The organism is Chryseobacterium sp. AG844 (assembly GCF_003182335.1).
In the GTDB taxonomy this organism is placed as follows: domain Bacteria; phylum Bacteroidota; class Bacteroidia; order Flavobacteriales; family Weeksellaceae; genus Chryseobacterium; species Chryseobacterium cupriresistens.
Genome location: NZ_QGTV01000009.1, coordinates 57,516 through 74,485 on the forward strand (window position 1 = coordinate 57,516; position 16,970 = coordinate 74,485).

A 16,970-nucleotide genomic window follows, 5' to 3' on the forward strand; every position below is an offset into this window, starting at 1 on the left:
AAAAGATGAATTATCTCTTAAACGTATAAGTTTGTGTATTGGTATGCCCGGCAGTATTGATGGTTGTTACTTTTAAAGTATGAGAACCGCTTCCTTTAGGACATTTTTCATCAAAAGTGTAGACAAAATTGTCTTTTACTCTTGCAAACCTCAACCATTTACCATCCAGTTCGGCACGAAATGATATAATATCTCCCACTTTCGTTGTTCCTTTTAAGAGTAATGAACTGCTATTAACCAATGCTCCTTCTGCCCAACCTGATGAAACGGATGGAAGATTATTGTCAATCACCAATTTCGCCGTACCCAATCTGTTGAATTTCCCTTCTGCCCAGTCACCATTCCATTTTGCTTTTACAAAATCTTTATCACTTCCGTAATCAAGAACAATAACTGTCTTATCTTTTTCTGTATTGGTTAATTTTCTATTCGGTTTTATTTTCAAGGTATATTCATCCTGAACGGGAATGTATGGACTATGCAAAACAATGATATTTGAAACAGCATTCGGATCTATATCAGGTTTTTCATAGGCATTGAAATTTACGGCATCATACATGGCATTTTTACTGAAAGTACTCTCTGTATTTTCTGTGGTAATGGCTTTTGCTTCGTTAGCCATTATTGTTTTTGTCGTGGAAGATATTTTAGCTGAAGTTGTATTTAACTGGAGTTTTGTTGTTAAGCGGCTTGTATTTCCTTTGACGTCTCTCAGAACAATCTCAATGGTATGAACATTTTCATCCTGAAGTTTGATAATCCCACTTAAGTCTGGAAGACTATAATTCTGAAGATGCATTCCTGGTAAATCGGACAGGTGCTGAATTCCCATTTTATCCCTGATGAATTTGGTATAGTCTATACAGCCGTTGATATACCGGGTATCATCATAATGAATTTTATCAGTTTTAAAACTATAAATCAGCTTACCGTCCATCAAGAGTTCTGCCTGATAAACTCCAAGATTAAATCCTTTATTGGCTTTATCTACAGCTTTAATGGCAAAACTTATCTCCGGAGAACTCACCTGAACAAGATTAGACGTATAAGCATTTCCGGCTTTTTTTACGGCAATATTATTTGCTCCTGGTTCATATGTACTGAAACGTCGGTCATACCAATACAATCCGCTAATAATCGAGGCTATATTATCAGGAATGTCAAAGCCAAAAAGTAACGGATTTAAGCATTCCTCTGTTTTGGTATCTCTTATTTCAAAATGAAGATGCGGGCCAGCAGATCCTCCGGTATTTCCACTCAATGCAATCTGTTGTCCTTTTTCCACAGGAAACTGTCCGGGTTGAAAAGTGATATCCTGCTCCCACTTTTCGTCTTTATATTGTTTTTCCTTTACATATTCATCCAGTTTACTGAAGTATTTATTCAGGTGGGCATATACTGTGGTATAACCGTTGGGATGAGCGATGTAGACTGCATTTCCAAATCCGTACCGCTCTACTTTTATTCTGCTCACATAACCTTCTGCGGCTGCAAGAACCGGCAGATTTTCCTGGCTGTTGGTCCTTAAGTCAAGTCCCATATGAAAATGGTTCGTTCTGATAGCACCAAAATTAGCCGCCAACTGCATGGGAATGTTTAATGGGTTACGGAAATAGTTTTGAGGATAATTATTCTGTGCGTTTATGATGATTGTATGGATAAAACAGATAGCAATCATCAGTTTGGAGAGGGTTTTCATACAGCATTTGGGTTTATACGTCTAATTAAATATACGAATTTTTAAGTTATGCTTATTTTTTTGACCGCAGATTTCACAGATTTTCACAGATGATTATATTGTAGGTTTTGGCTAGAGCAGGTGGATTTGTTTTTATTATTTAAGCGGGTTTCCTTCGACTATGCTCAGGATAATTGTCCGCTCCTATTGAATAAATTGCATTAAATTTCATATCAAATACAACCGGAAAAATTCACTTATTGACCATTCACCATTCACTTTTTCTCACTTTCTCTATTTATATTTCTGAAATTGAACTTTTTAATAGAAGATATCAAAATAAAACATATATTATAAACCGACAAATTTTAGTAAATTTGCAGACTTAATTAATCAACGATATTGAGATATTTACAATGAGCCAATTTAAAGAATACAAAAACCTCAACCTTATTGACGTAGCAGAGAATGTAGCGGAATTTTGGAAACAAAATAAAACTTTCAATAAGAGTGTTGAGATTCGTCAGGGAAATCCTGAGTTTGTTTTTTATGAAGGTCCGCCTTCAGCAAACGGTATGCCTGGAATTCACCACGTAATGGCAAGAGCATTGAAAGATATTTTCTGCCGTTACCAGACTCAGAATGGAAAGCAGGTTTTCCGTAAAGCAGGCTGGGATACGCATGGTCTTCCTGTGGAACTGGGTGTAGAAAAAGAATTAGGAATCACTAAAGAAGATATTGGCAAAAAAATCTCTATTGAAGACTATAACAAAGCTTGCCGTGAAGCCGTGATGCGTTATACCGATGTATGGAATAACCTTACGGAAAAAATCGGATATTGGGTAGACCTTGATGATCCGTACATCACGTACAAGTCAAAATATATGGAAACGGTTTGGTGGCTATTGAAGCAATTGTACAATAAAGACTTGTTGTACAAAGGCTACACCATCCAGCCTTACTCTCCAAAAGCAGGAACAGGACTTTCTTCTCACGAACTGAATCAGCCCGGAACCTATCGTGATGTTTCGGACACAACGGTTGTGGCTCAGTTTAAAGTGAAAAAAGACTCTTCAGCATTGTTCAATGATGTTGACGGAGATGTTCATATCCTTGCGTGGACGACCACCCCATGGACACTTCCATCCAATACAGCTCTTACCGTAGGTAGAGATATTGAATATGTTGTAGTTAAAACTTTCAATCAATATACATTTGAACCTGTAACAGTAGTTTTATCCAGCGTTCTTTTACCTAAAGTTTTCGGTAAAAAATACGCAGAAGGTACAGATGAAGATTTTGCCAATTATACTCCGGAAACGAAAGTAATCCCTTTTAGAATACTAAAAGAATTTACAGGAGAAAAACTTGTTGATACAAGATATGAGCAATTAGTTCCTTGGTTTACGCCCAATGACAATCCTGAGAATGCATTCAGAGTAATCTTAGGAGATTTCGTAACGACTGAAGATGGTACAGGTATCGTTCACACGGCTCCTACTTTTGGTGCTGATGATGCGAGAGTAGCTAAAATGGCTCAGCCTGAGGTTCCACCGATGTTGGTAAAAGATGAAAATGATAATCTTGTACCATTGGTAGATTTACAAGGGAAATTCATCAAAGGAGATAATGTTCCTGAGGTATTCTCCGGAACTTATATCAAAAACGAATACTACGATGAAGGAACTGCTCCTGAGAAATCATGGGATGTAGAACTTGCCATCTTATTGAAAACGGAGAACAAGGCTTTCAAAGTAGAAAAATATGTCCACTCTTATCCACACTGCTGGAGAACAGATAAACCGGTATTGTATTACCCGTTGGATTCTTGGTTTGTGAAAATGACTGCTGTAAAAGACAGACTGGTTAATTTAAACAAAGAGATCAACTGGAAGCCAAAAGCTACCGGAGAAGGACGTTTTGCGAATTGGTTGGAAAATGTAAACGACTGGAACTTATCCCGTTCAAGATATTGGGGTATTCCATTGCCGATCTGGAGAACAGATGATCTGAAAGAAGAAAAAATCATCGGTTCTGTAGAAGAGTTATACAATGAAATCGAAAAATCAATTGCAGCAGGACTGATGACTGAAAACCCGTTCAAAGGTTTCATCATCGGAAATATGGCTGAGTCTAACTATGAGCTTGTGGATCTTCACAAAAACGTGGTTGACAAAGTGGTATTGGTTTCTGATTCAGGAAAAGCAATGAAACGTGAAAGCGATCTGATCGATGTTTGGTTCGATTCAGGGTCTATGCCTTATGCACAGTTGCATTATCCTTTCGAAAACAAAGAATTAATCGACAATAATAAAGCATTCCCTGCTGATTTCATCGCAGAAGGTGTTGACCAGACCCGTGGATGGTTCTATACGCTTCACGCTATCGGAACAGCTGTGTTTGATTCAGTTGCTTATAAAAATGTAATGAGTAACGGTCTTGTTCTGGACAAGAACGGACAGAAGATGTCAAAACGTTTAGGAAATGCAGTAGATCCGTTCGAAACACTTGCTGTATACGGACCTGATGCTACGCGTTGGTACATGATTTCCAATGCCAACCCATGGGAAAACCTGAAGTTTGATATTGAAGGAATTGACGAAGTAAGAAGAAAGTTCTTCGGAACACTTTACAATACCTATTCATTCTTCGCTTTATATGCGAATGTGGATGGCTTCAACTATTCGGAAAAAGAAGTGGAAAACCGTCCTGAAATCGATAGATGGATCCTTTCTGAGCTTAATCTTCTGATCAAGGAGGTAAAAGCTTTCTATGAAGACTACGAGCCGACAAGAGTAGCAAGAGCGATCAGTACTTTTGTGAACGACAACCTGAGTAACTGGTATGTAAGATTATGCAGAAGACGTTTCTGGAAAGGAGATTATTCTGATGATAAGATCTCTGCTTACCAGACTTTATACACTTGTCTTGAAACAGTAGCTAAGCTTTCTGCTCCTATTGCTCCGTTCTTCATGGATCAGTTGTATCAGGATCTGAATAAAGTAACAGGTAAGGAAAATTGTGAATCTGTACATCTTACAGACTTCCCGGTAGCTAATGAAAGTTTAATCGATCAGGATCTGGTTGAAAAGACTCATCTGGCACAGAACATTACAAGTATGGTCTTCTCATTGAGAAAGAAAGAAAATGTAAAAGTTCGTCAGCCTTTACAAAAAGTATTGGTTCCTGTACTGGATGCTAAAACAGAAGAGCAGATTCTTGCGGTTGCAGATCTGATCAAACAGGAAGTGAACGTTAAAGAATTACAGTTAATTAATGCTGAAGAAGCATCCCATTTAATTGTAAAACAGATAAAACCCAACTTCAAAGCGCTTGGTCCTAAATTAGGGAAAGATATGAAGATGGTAGGTGCAGAGATTGCTAATCTTAGTGCAGAACAGATTGCCGGTCTTGAAAAAGAAGGGAAAACAGATGTTCAGGGATATGAGATCACTCTTGATGATGTGGAAATCTCTACAAAAGATATCCCGGGATGGACCGTAACTTCTGATGGAAAAACAACTGTGGCATTAGATTTGACGTTAACCGATGAGTTAAAATCTGAAGGGATCGCAAGAGAGTTCATCAACAGAATTCAGAACTTGCGAAAAGATAAAGACTTTGAACTGACAGACAGAATTTCAATCACATTGGAAGAAAGTTCTCCTTTCCTGAATGAGATTAAGAAAAATGAAGAATATATTTCTTCCGAAGTCTTGTCAAATAAAATAGAAATTGTATCTTCACTTTTAAATTTTAACGAAATCGAAATAGATGAGGTTAATTTTAAGATAAATGTTGAAAAAAATTAACATGTAGTTATTATATTTCAAATTCCATTTCATAATTTTATTAAAAAAGAGAAAGAATATGTCAGACGAAAGAGTTAGATACAGCGATGCTGATTTACAGGAATTTAAAGCGATCATTAAAGAAAAAATAGAAAAAGCAGAAAAGGATCTTCAGCTTATCAGAGAAAGTTTTATCAATGACCAGAATAATGGTACTGATGATACGTCTCCTACTTTCAAAGCTTTTGAAGAAGGAGCAGAAACGTTGAGCAAAGAACAGAATTCTATTTTGGCAGGAAGACAGGAAAAATTCGTGCGTGATCTTAAAAATGCTTTGATCAGAATCGAAAATAAAACGTATGGTGTTTGCAGAGTAACAGGAAAGCTGATTCCTAAGGAAAGACTTTTAGCCGTTCCTCACGCTACGCTGAGCATCGAAGCGAAAAATATGCAAAAATAACCGTAAGGTTTGTAAAATAACATTGGGTTTATAACGTATTTACGGATACTTTATAAACCTAATTTTTAATGTATACCCATGAACGAATTATTAATTTTGGGAGTGATCATTGCCGCAGTTATATTATTTTTCAACAGAGAATGGATCAAAAACAGATTCTTCCCTGATCAGAAAAAAAATTATAATTATACCATTGATGATCAATTCAATTCTGATAAACGCGAGCGGGAGAAAGAAATCGACAGACTTTTGAGTAAGATGGGCAAAAACGGAGTGAATGATTTGTCTGAGAAAGACAGAAAAAGGCTGGATGAATTGTCCAAAATGTAAAAAAATAAATATAAGAAATGGAATCTATCATAGTACATCCTAAAAATTCTATGGAGCTGAGTGCACTGAAAAGTGTTCTGAAGGAAATGGGGATTAAATTTGAAAAAGCTCATGTTAAGAGCTCATTCAATGGACAGAAAGTAGTCAGGAAAGCAAGCGATAATAAAAATGTAAAGCCGGCATCAAAGCCCTCAAAACCTAAAGGACAGTAATGAAAAAGATCTTAGCAATAACATTTTTGGTGTTGTTCATTGACCAGGCTTCAAAAATTTATATCAAAACTCATTTTGAACTGAATGAGAGTATTCCTGTCATCAATGGTTTCTTTAACAAAACTTTTGTTGAAAATCCTGGAATGGCGTACGGATTTCATTTCGGAGGAATTATCGGAAAATATTTTCTGGTCATCTTACGAGTATTCCTGATCGGAGGTATGATCTATATGTTCAGAAAATGGCTGAAAGAAGGAGCATCCAATTATCTTTTAGTTCCTATGGCGATTATTTTTGCAGGAGCTATCGGAAATCTTATCGATGGGATGTTCTACGGAATGATCTTCGACAGCGGAACTGTTTATGACGCCAGCACTGACCGATGGATTGGCTACGGCGGCATTTCTAAAATCGTTCCTTTCGGGCACGGATATTCCACCTTTATGAAAGGATGTGTGGTAGATATGCTTCATTTTCCTGTAGTAGACTGGTATGTTCCTGACAGCTGGCCTTTGATCGGAGGAAAACATATTGAGTTCTTCAAATATATTTTCAATGTTGCCGATTCTGCTATTACAGTAGGGGCTGCATTCTTATTAATATTCAGAAAAAAAGCTTTTCCAAACGGTTTGGAATTTTAAATGATCTATTTTCAGATGAATAAAATAATCAAAAATATTGTTAAATTTTTCCTGCTTCTTATGGTTGCAGGAATTATTTTTATTGCCTGGGCAAATTACAGCATCAAAAAAGACAGTGCACCATTTGTTTCCAACAATATTGCTGATGTACCGGAATCAAACACCGGCTTATTACTGGGAACCGGAAAACTTCTGAACAACGGAACCCCAAATGCTTATTTCTACAACAGAATTAAGGCTGCTGCCGATTTATACAAAAGCGGAAAAATACAATACATCATCGTTAGTGGTGACAATAGCACCAAAGATTATAATGAGCCTGAAGATATGCAGCTGGCATTGATGCAGCAAGGAGTTCATCATGATAAAATTATTTTAGACCATGCCGGATTCAGAACACTGGATTCTGTAGTAAGAGCAAAAGACATTTTCGGTCAGACGAAACTGGTCATTATCTCACAGAAATTCCATAATGAAAGAGCTGTTTTTCTGGCCAGAAAAAATGGAATGGATGCCTTTGGATATAACGCAGAGGATGTGAATAAGTATGCGGGCTTAAAGACCAATTTGAGAGAGTATCTGGCAAAAGCTAAAGCCTATTGGGATCTTCTTTTTGGTGTGGAACCGAAATTTGGAGGGGAAAAAATTGTTATTCCTTAATATTTTTCCACGGATTACGAAGAGCTTTCAGATGATTGGGGAAAGATAGACAGATTATCCGGATTGGTAGATCTTGGCAAAGCCAATGGATATTGTATTTTAAGATGGCTGGGCTTTCTTCGGCTCCGCTCAGAGTTATACCCACCCCTATTGAATTTTAATAACAACATCTTTTATCTTTTATCTTTTATCTTTTATCTTTTATCTTTTATCTTTTATCTTTTATCTTTTATCTTTCATTATTCCCGGCAAACCTCGTAAATTTGCTGTTCATTAATTTTTAATATAAATTGTAAACAAATGTCAAGAATTCTTACCGGCATTCAAGCCACCGGAACACCCCATCTTGGAAATTTATTAGGGGCCATTATTCCTGCTATTGAGTTATCCAAACAGGAAGGAAATGAATCATTTTTATTTATTGCGAATCTACACACACTTACCCAGATAAAAGATGCGCAGACTTTAAGACAAAATACCTACGAGATTGCTGCGGCTTGGCTTGCTTGTGGATTAGATACTGAAAAAACATATTTCTACAGACAAAGTGATATCGCTGAAACCTGTGAACTTTCTTGGCATTTATCATGTTTTTTTCCTTATCAAAGATTAACATTAGCTCATTCATTTAAGGATAAAGCAGACAGGCTTCAGGATGTAAATGCAGGTTTGTTTACTTACCCTATTCTGATGGCTGCAGATATTTTATTGTATGATGCTGAAATTGTACCTGTAGGAAAAGATCAGCTTCAGCACCTGGAATTTGCAAGAGATGTAGCTTCAAGATTCAACAACCAGATGGGTGAAATTCTTGTTCTTCCACAATCTGAACTTCAGGAGGACACTAAATATGTTCCCGGGACAGACGGACAGAAAATGTCAAAATCAAGAGGAAATATCATCAACATTTTCTTACCTGAAAAGGAGCTGAAAAAACAGGTGATGAGCATTGAATCAGATTCTAAGTCTTTAGAAGAGCCTAAGGATCCTGATACGGACAAAACATTCCAGATTTATCAGCTGATTGCTACGCCTGAACAGACTGAAGAATTAAGAGCAAAATATCTTGCTGGAAACTTCGGATACGGACATGCTAAGAAAGAACTTCTGGATCTTATTCTGGTACGTTTTGAGAAGGAAAGAGAAACGTTCGCCTATTATATGAACAATCTCGATGAGCTCGAAGCAAAACTTCAGCAGGGAGCAGAGAAAACCAGACCTATAGCGCTGGAAACGCTGAAAAGAGTAAGAACAAGCTTAGGATTTTAATCTGAGTTTTACACATAAGAAAGCCTTTCGTCTGAAAGGCTTTTTCTATTGATATAAAGTATTATTAATGGGTATTATTCTTTGTCAGAATAAAGTAATGCATCTGATCTCCATATTCATAATTAATATCCCAGCCTGGATATTGTTTAATAATGGTTTTGATGATAGACAGCCCTAATCCTGTAGAAGTATGATCTGAACCCTGTTTATAGAAACGGTTAAAGATTCTGGATTTATCTAAAGGTTCAGCACTTCCGCTGTTTTGAAATGTTATCCGGTTATTTTCCACGATAATGTTTAAAATCCCTTCCTGATGGTTATATTTAACTGCATTTTTAAGAAGGTTGGATAAAAGAATATCTGCCAGATCCTGATTAAAATCAGCAACAAATTTTCCTTTCTCAATAATGCTGACCTCTACTTTTTTGAAGGCAATAAAGTCTTCATAATTCTGAACAAGCTGGGTGATCATTCTGTTAAAATCAACGTCTGAAGTTTTATTAAACTGGCTGTTTTCAATCCTGGAAAGCATGAGTAAGGATTTGTTCAGTCCAACCATTCTTCTCAGGTCGTTTTTCACTTCAGTAAGAAAATTGAGATTCTTTTTATCTAAATCATCATTCTGAATCATAAGATCAATTTTATTGATCACAATAGCCAAAGGAGTCTGAAGTTCATGGGAAGCGTTTTCAATAAACTGTTTCTGCTGATAGAAAACCAATTCATTACGTTCAATCATTTCATTGATTTCTACATTTAATTCTTCAAACTCGGTGATCTTATAGTTCTGTTTTTCCTGGGAAAAAGGAATTCCAAACTGATATTTTTTTAGTTTATCCAATATCTGATAGAACGGTCTCATCGCCTTATTAAGAAGATATCCGTTAACAGCTACGATACTTATCACCAAAAGGATGTAAAGTACTATTAAGGCTGTTGTGAGATCGTATATCAATTCGTCCTCTTCTACCGTTGAAGTCCTGATAACAAGCCGCTGATGCCCTTTGAACTGATCAATAAAGTCGGCTTCCAAAACCCTGTAAGGCTGATCTTTATCATCATATTCCATATAATACATCTTATTGTACAGCCTGCTTTTATTCTGATAATCTCCGGCTTTGATCGGATTGATTTTAAATTCATTGAATCCAAATTCATTATTCTTCAAAAGCTGGGGATTAAGATAAACAGCTTTAATAATCTGTATTTTTCTATCTCTTAAGCCATCATCTACATTATCGTGTACTTCATCCAGAATGTAGGCATAAAAAAGACCTGCCCACACTGCTATAATCAGCAGCAGGATCATGATCAGGTACTTTATCGTGTAATATTTTAATGAAGTTTTCATCAGATCAATTTGTATCCTATTCCGTACACCGCCTGAAAATCGGCCTCTGCATGTAGAGTTTTCAGTTTTTTACGAAGATTTTTAATCTGGGAATAAATGAAATCCAGACTGTCTGCCTGATCGATATAATCTCCCCAGATGGCTTCCGCCAGTGTTGTTTTCTGTAAGGTCTTCTCCGGATGAATCACAAAATAATATAAAAGGTCATATTCTTTACGGTTAAGAACAAGCTCTTCATCACCTACTTTCACCGTTCTGTTCTCCGGGTCAATGCTGATATTTTTGTAGCGGATGATATTTTCACCATCCTGATTTTTCCTTCTGATCACAGACCTGATTCTGGCCATGAGCTCCGCAAGGTGGAAAGGTTTTGCAAGATAGTCATCCGCTCCTATTTCCAGCCCTGCCACCTTATCATCTACTGAGTCTTTGGCAGAAAGTATGATCACAGGATCTTTCTTGTGCATTTTTTTGATCTCTTTCAGCAGATCGATTCCATTTCCATCAGGCAGCATAATATCCAGCAAAATACAGTCGTATTCGTAAGAAATAATTTTTTCCAGTCCGCCACTGTAATTTTCTGCATACTCTACAATGAAGTGTTCTGCCTCCAGAAATTTCTGTACGGTATCTTTCAGTTCGGGTTCATCTTCTACTATTAAAATCTTCATATTCCGGATCTATATGCTCTGCTGCATGATTTATTTATATCAAATATAGGAAATTATAAGGAGGAAGCCTTAGATAGAGATACCCATCTGAAAGTCTACGATAATATCATCAGTATAAGGGTGATATGGTAAATTACCGATAAGAAATCTATAAAATGGAAATGCTCTCTGCCTCCTTCCTTCAGGTTCTTTTTCATGAATCTTTTAATTTGATTTCACATGCCGGCCGTCTGCATCAAAAACAAGACACAAACCATTCATTAAATGAATTTTATAGGCACTGTATTTTTTTTCAATAGAATCAATGATGCTGCAAGGATGATTCCTTGTCATAAATGAAACCATATTCTTTCTAATCTGAGCAGAAGAAAGCTTTCTTCCATTGCTGTTTATTACATTCCAGTTGACCATAGTAATTAATATTGAGTGTTTGTATTCGGTTAAATGTTAATCATCGATTTTTTTAAAATTCCCGTTTCGGTCAAATTCAAGCTCCAATCCATTGGAAAGTTCTGCCTTATAAGACCATCTTTTCTTTTCGATCTTGATGATGTAAGTATTGGGAAAATTCTTTGTGCTGTAATTTTTGATCGACGCAGGGATGAAACCATATGGAATTTTCTGGTGTTTACCATCCACTTCTTTCCAGTTTCCACTGCTGTCAAACTCCATTTTCATTCCATTAGTCAGATATACTTTGTATTCATCAACTCCATAAATTTCTCTGTCTTCTATTGCAGAGTTTACAGGGATGCCTTTAAAATGTACTGCAAGAAAGGTTTTGGCTGTCTTTGGTAACTGATTTGCTGTGATTGCTCTGTCTTGTGCGGAAACTAAGCCTCCGATTAATAAAAAAACAATCATTAATACTCCGGTGATTTTCTTTACATTTTTCATACGATTTAATTTTTTTCTGTTAGTATTATAGAGCAAAGTTGCCAATCAATTTGGGAAAGAATTGGGAAAAATGATTTCGGTAAAAATAAATGCGGCAAAGTTTGGATTTAACCCCAGATGATCACAGATGTCTGCGTTGATTTTTAGAAAATATTTAAAAAACAAAAAAAAACCACTAAGATGATCTTAATGGCTTTTTACAGTATAGACTTTATTGTCTTTCATTTTTACAAGTATTCCTTAATCTGCTGAAGATGGGTAATGGCTTTTAAACCTTCCTTCTGTTTATCTTCTTTATAGACATCAAAGAAAATAGCATCCATTCCGAAGTCTGTTGCTCCCATGGCATCTGCAATCCAGTCGTCACCAATCAGGATACTTTCTTCTTTTCTGGCTTCAGAAAGTCCCAGCGAGTATTCAAAAATCCTTGGATTGGGCTTTCTCACTCCTACGGCATCCGCACTGGTAATTGTTGTAAAATAAGGAGCTATTCCGGAAAGGGTACATTTTCTTTCCGTCACTTCCTGAAATCCGTTGGAAATAATGTGTAACGTATAGTCTTTAGCTTTCAGATATTCCAGAACATCCTCTGCTCCCTCTACCAGTTCATTATGGCTCACAATATTATCCAGGAAATGTTCTTCAAAATAAAGGGCAAGCTCTTTATTATCGATTCCGAAATGTTTGAATGAGTCATAAAAACGGTGTTCTCTCAGGTACTCTTTGCCAATAATCCCGTCTCTGATCTTTTCCCACAACTCTTCGTTGATATCGTGATACACAGAATGAAACTCTTCAAAGTCAATATGATACTTCGAAGTAATTTCCTGTTTTTCAAAAAGATCTTTGATGGTAAGATAGGCATTTCTGCGATGATCCCAGAGTGTATTATCCAGGTCAAAAAAAACGTGCTGCATTTTCATACAGCACAAAGTTAATAATTTTAATTTTTTGTAATAGGATAATTTTTGCTCTTGCTTTTCACAATCTCAAGGCTTTTAGAAAAATTCAGCAAAAAATCAATTGTTTGTTTCTTAGGTTTCAAAGTTTTCACTTTTAAAGAATCATTTTTTTTCATAGGCGAAGTATGTTTTCTTTAAAACGTGAAATTTTCTGAAATATTATTTATCTCGTTAATATTATATTATTTTCGTCCATGATTTTTCTCAGGTTGATCAGTGCATATCTTACTCTTCCTAAAGTTGTATTAATACTCATCTCTGTATGATCTGCAATTTCTTTGAAGCTTAAACCATCGAAAAACCTCAGTTTGATTACTTCCTGTTGGTTTTGCGGCAAAAACTGCAGCATTCGCAGAAGATCCTCCTGAATCTGATTGGTTACCAGCTGATCTTCAATATTTTCTGAGGGTTCTCTGATCAAATCAAAAATAGAATATTCATCCGTTTCAAAAGTAGTTTCCGAAACTTTGATATTCTTTGCTTTTGACCTGAAATGATCGATGATTAAATTGTGAGAAATTCTTTTCGCCCACAGAATAAATTTACCTTCTTCATTATAGCGTCCTTCTTTCAGCATCACAATGATTTTCATGAATGTATCCTGAAAGATATCATTGGCCAAATCTTCATCATTAATTTTGTAAAAAATGAATGTAAAAAGTTCTCTCTGATGTCTGTGAATGAGGGTTGACAATGCCGCCTCATCACCTTTCTGGTAAAGGGAAATTAGTAAACTATCCGATTTTGATTTCATAACTCTTCTCAATATAAATATTTGCAGACAGGTATTCCTCCAGATATTTCTTCTGGCCTTTGCTGTGTAAACAAAACAGTTCTAGAGTAGAGTCTCTTCTATAGGCGGTACAAATTATTATGATGTAAATATAATAATTTTTTAATAACTGTTAACCTATTATTAAATTTTATAGAGAAAAATCTAAAAAAAATCATTTAAACATATCATGAATGAATACGGTAGGAATATTTAATGTAAAATTAATATTAAGCCCTTTCATCTCTTTTCCGTTCAGACGGGTATCTCCAACAGGAAAAGCATATCCTCCGGTGAGATCCAGAATCCCGAATAAGGTAACTCCTATTTTAGGAGCAATGTATTTATTGGTTCCTTCAACGCCTGCTAAAAAGTAATAAGAGTGATAGAAGTCTACATTCTTTTCAAAATTAAGAAGTACATCTGCCTGCAGTTTCGGCATAATAGCAAATTTGGAATCCACAGATCCCATCATGGCAGAACCTCCCAATCTGTAAATTACATCATCATTTTTAAGAAAAAGTAATTTCCCTCCTACTTCACCAAAACTTTGATTCTGGTAAGTATACCCAACACTGATCATTTTATGCATGGTATATTGAGCTTTTACTAATGTACTTAGCAAAAACAGAGACAGGGCGGCAACTACAGTTCTAAAATTCATCATCTTTCTATATTATTAAGGTGTAAAATTAAAAAAAACTGCCTTATCCAAAGATAAAGCAGTTCATTATTATTCTTTAAAGAGAAATTAAATTCCAAAAGCGGCTTTAATTTCCTCTACTTTGTCAAGTTTCTCCCAGGTAAAGAATTCAAGATCTTTTAACGTGATCTCATTCTTATGACCTTTATTGAATGTTTTATCAGCTACATAATGCTCTTTACCCATGTGCCCGTAAGAAGCGGTTTCCTGATAAATAGGGTTCCTTAATTTTAAGTTCTGCTCAATAGCATAAGGTCTTAAGTCGAAAATAGCGGAAACTTTTTTCGCGATATCCCCATCATGAAGATCCACTTTTGCAGTTCCGTACGTATTGATATATAAACCACAAGGCTCAGCTACTCCAATAGCATAAGAAACCTGTACCAGAACTTCATCGGCCACTCCTGCCGCCACCAGGTTTTTAGCAATGTGTCTTGTTGCATACGCAGCACTTCTGTCTACTTTAGAAGGATCTTTTCCAGAGAAAGCACCACCACCGTGAGCTCCTTTACCACCGTAAGTATCTACGATGATTTTTCTACCTGTAAGGCCGGTATCTCCGTGAGGTCCTCCGATTACAAATTTCCCTGTAGGATTGATGTGATATTTGATCTGATCGTTAAATAAAGCTTTAATTTCCTCAGTTTGCTGTGCAACAACTCTTGGAACCAGAATATTTTTAATATCCTCACGGATCTTGTTCAACATTTCTTCTTCCGTACCAAAGTCATCGTGCTGAGTAGAAACTACAATAGAATCAATTCTGATAGGCTTATGATCATCAGAATACTCAATCGTTACCTGGCTTTTTGCATCCGGACGAAGATAAGTGATCTCCTTATTTTCTCTTCTGATAGCAGAAAGTTCTTTAAGGATCGTGTGGGCAAGATCTAATGCAAGGGGCATATAATTAGCCGTTTCATTAGTGGCATAGCCGAACATCATTCCCTGGTCTCCAGCTCCCTGTGCATTTGCTTTAGCTTCAAAAGACTCATCATTTACTGCTCTGTCAACACCCTGGTTGATATCTGGCGACTGTTCATGGATTGCAGAAATAACTCCACAAGAGTCTCCATTGAACATATATTCTCCTTTTGTATATCCGATACCGTTGATTACTTCTCTGGCAATAGTCTGTACATCAAGGTAAGCATCTGATTTTACTTCTCCTGCCAATACCACCTGTCCGGTAGTTACAAGAGTTTCACATGCTACTTTTGAATCTTTATCATATGCTAAGAAATGGTCGATTAATGCATCGGAAATTTGGTCGGCAATTTTATCCGGATGTCCTTCTGAAACTGATTCAGATGTAAATAAATAAGACATATAATTCTTTTGTTTTTAAAGATTTAAAATAGTGTTTGCGAAAAATATGAATGAAATTGCCCAGAAAAAAGAATACTGTTTTAGCATTTTTTTATAGAGGTTGCAATCAGGTCAAATTTTTCCTCGTAATAAACGTCAGCAAATTTAAGTACTATTTTCCTAATACTCAAAAATTTTGTTTACTAATTACAATTTTATTTAAATTGATGATTTCTATCACTTTAAAGCATTTTGATTACTGAGGCTTTATGCTTACAAATTCTTTCGGACTTTCGTGGTAATTCAGCTTAAGCTCTAAAGAAGTTTTGATAGAATGTGACAATTCATCAATAATCTTTTGCTTAAATGTAGGCTTATAATAAATAATACTGATTTCTCTATAAGGGAAAGGCTTTTTGAATCTGAAGACATTTTTCTTCTGCTCTTCTGAAAGCTGGCTCAGTGCCAGTTCCGGAAGAATACTGATACCGCCTACTTTATCAACCATGTGTACCAGAGTCTGGATATTGGAAGCCAGGAAATCCAGATTTTTAGGCTTCAGGGTATTTTCTTTCAGGTGGCAGATATTTTCGAACTGATTTCTCAGGCAGTTTCCTTCTTCAAGAAGCCATACTTTCTCCACATTCAGATCTTCCGGAATGATGTAAGAATTCTTTTTATTAGCCTCTGTATTGGAACTGTAAATCATCAATTCCTCGTTGAACAGGAAATCCTGATAAAACTCGTCAGCCGTATCATAAGGAGTAGAGATAATTCCCGCATCCAGTTCTCCTGCTTTCAGAGCTTTAATAATATTATCAGTTGTCATTTCTTTTACATTCATCTGAATTTTCGGATTATCTTCAAGGAATTTGAAAATCTCCGTTGGCAGGATGAAAGAAGAAACGGTAGGAATGATTCCCAGATTGATGGTACCTCCTAAAATATTATTCAAAAGGTTGGCTTTGTTTTTCAGCTCATTGACAGACTCGATAATTACCTTTGCCTGATCAATAATCTGAAGACCTACATCCGTGGTACGGATCGGGTGGGTAGTTCTGTCGAAAACCTTTACATCCAGTTCATCCTCAAATTTCTGTATCATGGCACTTAACGTAGGTTGGGTAATAAAACACGCCTGAGCGGCCTTACCAAAATGTTTATACTTATCTACAGCGATAAGATACTCCAGTTGCTGAATGTTCATTTGATTAATATTATCTATTACAAAGATATAACGTTTTTGCTATTAGCAATTAAAAATT

18 protein-coding genes are annotated in these 16,970 nt (G+C 36.1%); 7 read left to right on the forward strand and 11 right to left on the reverse strand.

The window, feature by feature from the left end:
• Nucleotides 1-10: 10 nt before the first annotated feature.
• Nucleotides 11-1,699, reverse strand: coding sequence for a M23 family metallopeptidase (locus DEU40_RS10900; RefSeq protein ID WP_110009863.1), 1,689 nt, complete (start codon nt 1,697-1,699; stop codon nt 11-13).
• Nucleotides 1,700-2,094: 395 nt separating this feature from the next.
• On the opposite strand from DEU40_RS10900, the gene ileS reads away from it, so the two are divergent.
• The 7 genes from ileS to trpS all read left to right on the forward strand — a co-directional run bounded on the left by ileS (nt 2,095) and on the right by trpS (nt 9,041).
• Nucleotides 2,095-5,490, forward strand: coding sequence for an isoleucine--tRNA ligase (gene ileS / locus DEU40_RS10905; protein WP_110009864.1), 3,396 nt, complete (start codon nt 2,095-2,097; stop codon nt 5,488-5,490).
• A gap of 58 nt (nt 5,491-5,548) precedes the next feature.
• Nucleotides 5,549-5,929: a TraR/DksA family transcriptional regulator gene (locus DEU40_RS10910; protein ID WP_002983772.1), complete on the forward strand. Its 381-nt coding sequence runs from the start codon at nt 5,549-5,551 to the stop codon at nt 5,927-5,929.
• Between the two features lie 78 nt (nt 5,930-6,007).
• Nucleotides 6,008-6,259 carry a DUF6576 domain-containing protein gene (locus DEU40_RS10915; RefSeq protein ID WP_110009865.1) on the forward strand — a complete coding sequence of 84 codons (252 nt, stop codon included), beginning with the start codon at nt 6,008-6,010 and terminating at the stop codon, nt 6,257-6,259.
• A gap of 17 nt (nt 6,260-6,276) precedes the next feature.
• Nucleotides 6,277-6,471, forward strand: coding sequence for a DUF2683 family protein (locus DEU40_RS10920; RefSeq protein WP_110009866.1), 195 nt, complete (start codon nt 6,277-6,279; stop codon nt 6,469-6,471).
• Nucleotides 6,471-7,112 carry a lipoprotein signal peptidase gene (locus DEU40_RS10925; protein ID WP_110009867.1) on the forward strand — a complete coding sequence of 214 codons (642 nt, stop codon included), beginning with the start codon at nt 6,471-6,473 and terminating at the stop codon, nt 7,110-7,112. The genes DEU40_RS10920 and DEU40_RS10925 overlap by 1 nt, the downstream gene beginning before the upstream one ends.
• 15 nt (nt 7,113-7,127) lie before the next feature.
• Complete coding sequence (locus tag DEU40_RS10930) at nt 7,128-7,772, forward strand: vancomycin high temperature exclusion protein (RefSeq protein ID WP_110009965.1); 645 nt, start codon at nt 7,128-7,130, stop codon at nt 7,770-7,772.
• A 300-nt stretch (nt 7,773-8,072) separates the two neighbouring features.
• Nucleotides 8,073-9,041, forward strand: coding sequence for a tryptophan--tRNA ligase (gene trpS / locus DEU40_RS10935; protein WP_110009868.1), 969 nt, complete (start codon nt 8,073-8,075; stop codon nt 9,039-9,041).
• Between the two features lie 64 nt (nt 9,042-9,105).
• On the opposite strand, the gene DEU40_RS10940 is transcribed toward trpS, so the two are convergent.
• The 10 genes from DEU40_RS10940 to DEU40_RS10980 all read right to left on the reverse strand — a co-directional run bounded on the left by DEU40_RS10940 (nt 9,106) and on the right by DEU40_RS10980 (nt 16,912).
• The gene (locus DEU40_RS10940) at nt 9,106-10,392 is read right to left on the reverse strand and encodes a sensor histidine kinase (protein ID WP_110009869.1); all 1,287 of its coding nucleotides are present in this window, start codon (nt 10,390-10,392) and stop codon (nt 9,106-9,108) included.
• Complete coding sequence (locus DEU40_RS10945; RefSeq protein WP_110009870.1) at nt 10,392-11,063, reverse strand: response regulator transcription factor; 672 nt, start codon at nt 11,061-11,063, stop codon at nt 10,392-10,394. The genes DEU40_RS10940 and DEU40_RS10945 overlap by 1 nt, the downstream gene beginning before the upstream one ends.
• A 204-nt stretch (nt 11,064-11,267) precedes the next feature.
• Nucleotides 11,268-11,474, reverse strand: a complete 207-nt coding sequence (locus DEU40_RS10950; protein WP_110009871.1) for a PepSY-like domain-containing protein — start codon at nt 11,472-11,474, stop codon at nt 11,268-11,270.
• Between the two features lie 36 nt (nt 11,475-11,510).
• Nucleotides 11,511-11,960, reverse strand: a complete 450-nt coding sequence (locus DEU40_RS10955; protein WP_110009872.1) for a PepSY-like domain-containing protein — start codon at nt 11,958-11,960, stop codon at nt 11,511-11,513.
• A gap of 227 nt (nt 11,961-12,187) precedes the next feature.
• The gene (locus DEU40_RS10960; RefSeq protein ID WP_110009873.1) at nt 12,188-12,883 is read right to left on the reverse strand and encodes a YjjG family noncanonical pyrimidine nucleotidase; all 696 of its coding nucleotides are present in this window, start codon (nt 12,881-12,883) and stop codon (nt 12,188-12,190) included.
• A gap of 20 nt (nt 12,884-12,903) precedes the next feature.
• Nucleotides 12,904-13,038 (reverse strand): hypothetical protein, encoded by a 135-nt coding sequence (locus tag DEU40_RS22760; protein ID WP_262510398.1) that lies wholly within the window; start codon nt 13,036-13,038, stop codon nt 12,904-12,906.
• A 47-nt stretch (nt 13,039-13,085) separates the two neighbouring features.
• Entirely contained in the window at nt 13,086-13,676 is a 591-nt protein-coding gene (locus DEU40_RS10965) for an RNA polymerase sigma factor (RefSeq protein ID WP_110009874.1), read from the reverse strand.
• 193 nt (nt 13,677-13,869) lie between these two features.
• Complete coding sequence (locus tag DEU40_RS10970) at nt 13,870-14,361, reverse strand: hypothetical protein (RefSeq protein ID WP_110009875.1); 492 nt, start codon at nt 14,359-14,361, stop codon at nt 13,870-13,872.
• An 84-nt stretch (nt 14,362-14,445) separates the two neighbouring features.
• Nucleotides 14,446-15,726 (reverse strand): methionine adenosyltransferase, encoded by a 1,281-nt coding sequence (metK, locus tag DEU40_RS10975; RefSeq protein ID WP_110009876.1) that lies wholly within the window; start codon nt 15,724-15,726, stop codon nt 14,446-14,448.
• Between the two features lie 235 nt (nt 15,727-15,961).
• Nucleotides 15,962-16,912 carry a LysR substrate-binding domain-containing protein gene (locus tag DEU40_RS10980; RefSeq protein WP_047428937.1) on the reverse strand — a complete coding sequence of 317 codons (951 nt, stop codon included), beginning with the start codon at nt 16,910-16,912 and terminating at the stop codon, nt 15,962-15,964.
• Nucleotides 16,913-16,970: the final 58 nt, after the last annotated feature.